7 protein-coding genes are annotated in these 4790 nt (G+C 61.0%); 4 read left to right on the plus strand and 3 right to left on the minus strand.

Annotated features, from left to right (window positions below):
* The 3 genes from IH881_20210 to IH881_20220 form a co-directional block, all read right to left on the minus strand.
* A partial coding sequence (locus tag IH881_20210) for a transglycosylase SLT domain-containing protein (GenBank protein ID MCH7870022.1) occupies positions 1 to 525 on the minus strand: 525 nt, incomplete at its 3' end.
* 5 nt (positions 526 to 530) lie between these two features.
* On the minus strand, positions 531 to 890 hold the full coding sequence (locus tag IH881_20215; GenBank protein MCH7870023.1) for a hypothetical protein: 360 nt from the start codon (positions 888 to 890) through the stop codon (positions 531 to 533).
* Positions 891 to 1200: 310 nt separating this feature from the next.
* A complete protein-coding gene (locus tag IH881_20220) occupies positions 1201 to 1437 on the minus strand; it encodes a helix-turn-helix domain-containing protein (protein ID MCH7870024.1) in 237 nt (78 codons plus the stop codon).
* Positions 1438 to 1909: 472 nt separating this feature from the next.
* Between IH881_20220 and rsmD the strand changes: the two genes are divergently transcribed.
* The 4 genes from rsmD to IH881_20240 all read left to right on the plus strand — a co-directional run.
* Positions 1910 to 2482: a 16S rRNA (guanine(966)-N(2))-methyltransferase RsmD gene (gene rsmD / locus IH881_20225; GenBank protein MCH7870025.1), complete on the plus strand. Its 573-nt coding sequence runs from the start codon at positions 1910 to 1912 to the stop codon at positions 2480 to 2482.
* Positions 2483 to 2505: 23 nt separating this feature from the next.
* Positions 2506 to 3018 (plus strand): pantetheine-phosphate adenylyltransferase, encoded by a 513-nt coding sequence (gene coaD, locus IH881_20230; GenBank protein MCH7870026.1) that lies wholly within the window; start codon positions 2506 to 2508, stop codon positions 3016 to 3018.
* Between the two features lie 104 nt (positions 3019 to 3122).
* Positions 3123 to 4331, plus strand: coding sequence for a bifunctional phosphopantothenoylcysteine decarboxylase/phosphopantothenate--cysteine ligase CoaBC (coaBC, locus tag IH881_20235; GenBank protein MCH7870027.1), 1209 nt, complete (start codon positions 3123 to 3125; stop codon positions 4329 to 4331).
* The coding region (locus tag IH881_20240; GenBank protein ID MCH7870028.1) for an ATP-dependent Clp protease proteolytic subunit at positions 4328 to 4790 on the plus strand (463 nt) is incomplete at its 3' end. The genes coaBC and IH881_20240, both read left to right, overlap by 4 nt.

Here is a 4790-nt window from a genome sequence, read left to right on the forward strand (position 1 = left end):
GCCCGGCCCCCAGTTGTAGGCTGCGAGCCGCGTCTTCATGCTCCCGTAGCGGCTTTCGAGTTGCTTGAGATAGGCGATGCCCATCCGAACGTTCAACACCGGATCGAAGGGAGTCTGCGATCCGCGCCACGGAATATCGAGCCGTGCGGCGAGTTCTTCACCGGTTGAGGGCATGATCTGCATCATCCCCATGGCGCCGACCGTCGACAGCGCATAAGTGTTGCCGCGGCTTTCGATGTGGATCACCGCGATCACGAGATTCGGGTCGATTCCACGCATGTCAGCATCGCGCACGATCGTGGCCGCGACTTGCTCTATTTCCGCTTCGCTGAGTCCCGAACGGCGCTCATTCAGATAACGGATGGCGCGCTCGATCGTCGGGTCGGTCGGGCTTTCTGCGGCGCCAGATGCTGGCGATGCAAGGGACACCGGAGGCGGATCGTGCAACAGCGGCGCCGAAAAGTGGCCGCAAGAAAGTGTTCCAATGGCGAGGCACGACAGCGATGCGAGCAATCTGCGGATCATGGCAGTTAGCCGATGCCTAGGGGCGAGATGCCGAGCGCGTCGATCGCCTTGTAGTTGTTGAGGACCGCGTAGCCGGTAGTGGCGACCACGAGGCCGAAGAAGGCCTTCTTTGCGAGTTTGGGCAGGCGGCGCGTCGTCAGCAGGAAGGCCACCGCGAAAACTGTCACGACGCTGTCGACGAGGAGGCCCGGGACGAGCCCGATGGATTGGAAGAGCCAATCCGAGATCGGGTTGGCCTCCGTGACCTGCCAGCCCGATACGGGTTGGCGTAGACACAGGTAGGTGGTCCAGTGGTCTGCGGCCGAAAGGGCCAATGTGGCAATTGCGAGTATGTACACCTGAACTCCCTGCTCAGTTCTGCCCAAAACGCTCTTTTCCGCTCAAATTGCGGATCGAAGGTCAATTGAGCAAGAAGCGTGCCCCGGAAAGAATCGGTTCAACCGACCCCAGGAAAATCGGTCGTATAGCGTGTCGTTTGCGCATCAAACTCGTGTTGGGGAAGCCCCCGGGCACTGCCGGGTGTGGGAATTTTTTTTCCCATTTGGCTACAGCGAGAGCCTGTGATCCGATTGTTGCGGCCTGCGATGCGCAGGAGACGTAATGGCGTGGGTTGGTTTGACAAAAGGGCCCAGCCAAATGGCCGGGCCCTATTTGTCGCGATTTGACTCAGATCGGCTAGCGCTTTCGCATTTTACCTTTGCCCAAGAGCAGCCAGTCGACCGAGATGTTCTCCTTGAGAGCTAGCGTGATCAGGAAGTCCGTGTGGGGTGTCGTCCCACTCTCGTATCGGTTGACGTTTTGCTGAAACACGCCGAGATCACGCGCGAATTGTCGCTGTGAACGATCTCCGCGAACGGTCGCAAGTCTTTCGGGAAGCTTCCGCTTGAGGCGTCCAACTGCAGCTGTTGCCATATCCTTGATTCTCCTGGTTTGCGCTCTACGGCTGCGGCCCCCCATCCGTCGGGTGACAGCCGTAACTCTCATCGTCTAGTCGCAGCCGGCGTTTTTGTTGCGTGTTCCTTTTTCTTGTACCTTGCTTCCGACTGAACTCGAGATAAGCGCGTTGGTTTTGAAGTCCGCTGAGCGACATCACAAATTCGCGTCACCCGCGAGGCGGCGAAGTGTAGGTTCAGGTATGGGCAATCGCAAGGGCAAGACCTTCGTTTTTGACTGAAACTCGAGCGACACGGCTCGTTGACGAACCTGTGATGTCGAATGATTCTTGACTCCGCCCTCGGATCGTCGCGATTACGTGGAAAAGGGAACCAAAGCTAGTGGTTTTACCTAGATTCACTATGGAGTGTAGGTTCGTGATCGGTGTTTTCCCCAACCCTCGAGTCAATCTAGTGTGTTGGCCAATTCATTTGCACATCGAGACGCTGGCGTGCGCGGCGCGGATCATCGTCTCCGGGTGATCGGGGGGAGTTTGTCGGGCCGACGCTTTCGGGCTCCCGGGGGTGAGGTTCGACCGACATCCGATCGGGTACGTGAAGCCCTCTTTGGCCGCCTCGGCAGCCTGGAAGGTGCGCGCGTGCTCGACCTCTACGCGGGGAGTGGTGCGCTTGGGATCGAGGCGATCTCTCGCGGCGCGGTGGAGGTGACCTTTGTGGAGAGGGAAGCTCGGACCTTGGTGGTGTTGCGGGCGAACCTGGAAGCACTTGGAATTGACCCGATCGCGTCGGTCGCTCCCGGAGATGTGCCGGCAGTCGTGCGCCGCCTCGGGCGCGCGAAGGAGCGCTTCGACCTCGTACTGGTCGACCCGCCCTACGCATCCGAAGAGCCGACGCGGGCCTTCGAGGCCCTGGTCGGCGCCGCGGTTCTGTCTCCCGGCGCTATGCTAGTGCTCGAGCGCGACAAACGTCATCCTTCGCCGCAGGTGGAAGGATTGGCTGCAGTCGATGAGCGGCGCTACGGCGACACGGTCGTAGCCCGGTTCGTCGCCGGGCAGACCGAATAGGACAAAGAGGGCGGGACGACCGTATGGCCAATCGAGAGCGCCAAGAGACTGTTGCGCTGTTTCCCGCCAGCTTCGATCCGATCACCAACGGCCATCTGGACGTGGTGGAGCGGGCGCTTGCAGTCTTCGATCGACTCGTGGTTGCCGTGGCCTTCAACACCGAGAAGCAAGGCACGTTTAGCAAAGACGAGCGACTCGCGATGCTCCAATCCTTGTTCGGCGATGAGCCGCGAGTCGATGTGACCGACTTTCATAACCTGACGGTCGACTTCGCGATGGAAATCGGAGCCAAGGTCATCATCCGCGGCCTCCGGGCGATGTCGGATTTCGAGTACGAATTCGAGATGGCGTTGATGAACAAGCATCTCTACCCCGAAGTCGAGACGATATTCATGATGTCCAGCCAGCAATACCTCTACGTCAGTTCCTCTCGGCTCAAAGAACTCGTCCGACTCGGCCGATCCGTGGACGCGTTCGTCCCGGCGGTCGTCGCCAAGGCGCTTCACGAGAAGCTGGGGCGGGCGAAGCTGGGTTGAATCGCTGATCCGACCCGGATCCGCCCTCTCCACGGGTTCGTTGTTCCTTGGGCAGGGTTCCGTTAACCTCGCAACCAATAAAGGAAATTCCCAAGGCCTTGCCCATGGAACAGCGGCGTATCCTGGTCGCAGTCACTGGTGGTATCGCGGCGTACAAGGTTCCGGAGCTGATCCGGATCCTGCGCCGGGCGGGCGCTTGCGTCCGCTGTGCGATGACACCGAAAGCCCAAGAGTTCGTCGCCCCCCTGGTTCTCCAGACGCTCACCGGCGAAACGGTGCGGACGGACCTTTTCGACGCCTCCCAGGAGGGAGAGATTGACCACATTTCGCTGGCGGACTGGGCAGAACTCGTGATTCTCGCGCCGGCCACCGCCAACACCCTCGCGAAGCTGACGGGCGGACTCGCGGATGACCTCGTGTCCGCGGTGCTGCTCGCAACGCGAGCGCCGGTTCTCGTAGCACCCGCGATGAATGTGAACATGTGGGAGCATCCGGCTACGCGCAGCAACATGGAGATTCTCCGGCAGCGCGGTATTCACACGATCGGCCCCGAAGTCGGCGAACTCGCATGTGGTTGGGAGGGCGCCGGCCGAATGTCGCAACCTGAGGCGATCGCTGCGGAGGCCGAGTTGTTGCTCGGATCCCGCGATCTCGAAGGTGAGGTGGTTCTGGTCAGCGCTGGTGGTACGCGCGAACCGATCGACAGCGTTCGGTACCTGGGCAATCGGTCATCGGGCAAGATGGGTTTTGCGGTCGCCGCCGAGGCGGCCTGCCGCGGTGCCGAAGTCGTCCTGGTGGCGGGCCCGACTCCGCTAGCCACCCCACCCGGGGTTCGTCGGATCGATGTCTTGACCGCTCTCGAGATGCGCGATGCGATTTTTGCCGAATTTGACAGATCGACCATCACCGTCATGGCCGCGGCGGTTGCTGACTTTCGCGCAGCCCAGCCCCGCGAGTTGAAGATCAAGAAAGAAGATCTCGCCGATGATTCGGGTTTGACGCTCGAGTTGACCCGCAACCCGGATATCCTCGCGGAGCTGTGCCAGAGGAAGGGCGATCGCATCGTGATCGGATTTGCCGCGGAGAGCCACGATCTGGTGGCCTCCGCGCGCCGAAAGATCGCCCGCAAGGGCTGCGATCTCCTGGTCGCGAACGATATCAGCAGCCAGACCTCGGGCTTCGACGTCGACAACAATGCCGTGGTTTTCGTCCGGGCCGACGGCCAGATCGAAGAACTTCCGTCCCTACCCAAGAGAGAAGTAGCCGCGCAGCTGTTCGACCGGATCGCGAAGTCTATAGGGGTGCACGAATGATGCCGCGCAGGTTGATTCCCTCACTGCGGACCGGGTTGATCTGGCTTGGGCTGCTCGCGCTGTTCGCCGGTAGCGCCACGGCCCGCCACATCAACGTCATTACGATCGACGGTTCGATCAATCCGGCGTCTTCCGACTATCTCCAGGGCGCGATCCAGCAGAGCGAATCCGACGGTGCTGAAATGCTGCTCCTCGAGCTCGATACGCCGGGCGGTCTGCTCAGCTCTACGAAAGACATCATTCAGGCGATGCTCAATGCCAAAGTTCCGGTGGTCGTGTTCGTTTCGCCCAAGGGAGCCTGGGCGGCTTCCGCGGGAACCTTCATCACACTGGCTGGCCACATCGCAGCCATGGCACCGGGCACCAGCATCGGCGCGGCGTCCCCGATCAGCGCGTCGGGTGGGGGGGGCACGCGCGAAGAGGACAATAAACGCTCCGACGTGTCGATGGAGAAGGCCG

It is taken from the genome of Myxococcales bacterium, from assembly GCA_022563535.1.
In the GTDB taxonomy this organism is placed as follows: Bacteria; Myxococcota_A; UBA9160; order UBA9160; family UBA4427; genus DUBZ01.

Excerpts from the sequence above, each read along its gene's own strand:
- coaD (MCH7870026.1), top strand. The coding sequence starts at position 2,506 with ATGGCCAATCGAGAGCGCCAAGAGACTGTTGCGCTGTTTCCCGCCAGC.
- IH881_20220 (MCH7870024.1), bottom strand. The coding sequence starts at position 1,437 with ATGGCAACAGCTGCAGTTGGACGCCTCAAGCGGAAGCTTCCCGAAAGA.
- coaBC (MCH7870027.1), top strand. The coding sequence starts at position 3,123 with ATGGAACAGCGGCGTATCCTGGTCGCAGTCACTGGTGGTATCGCGGCG.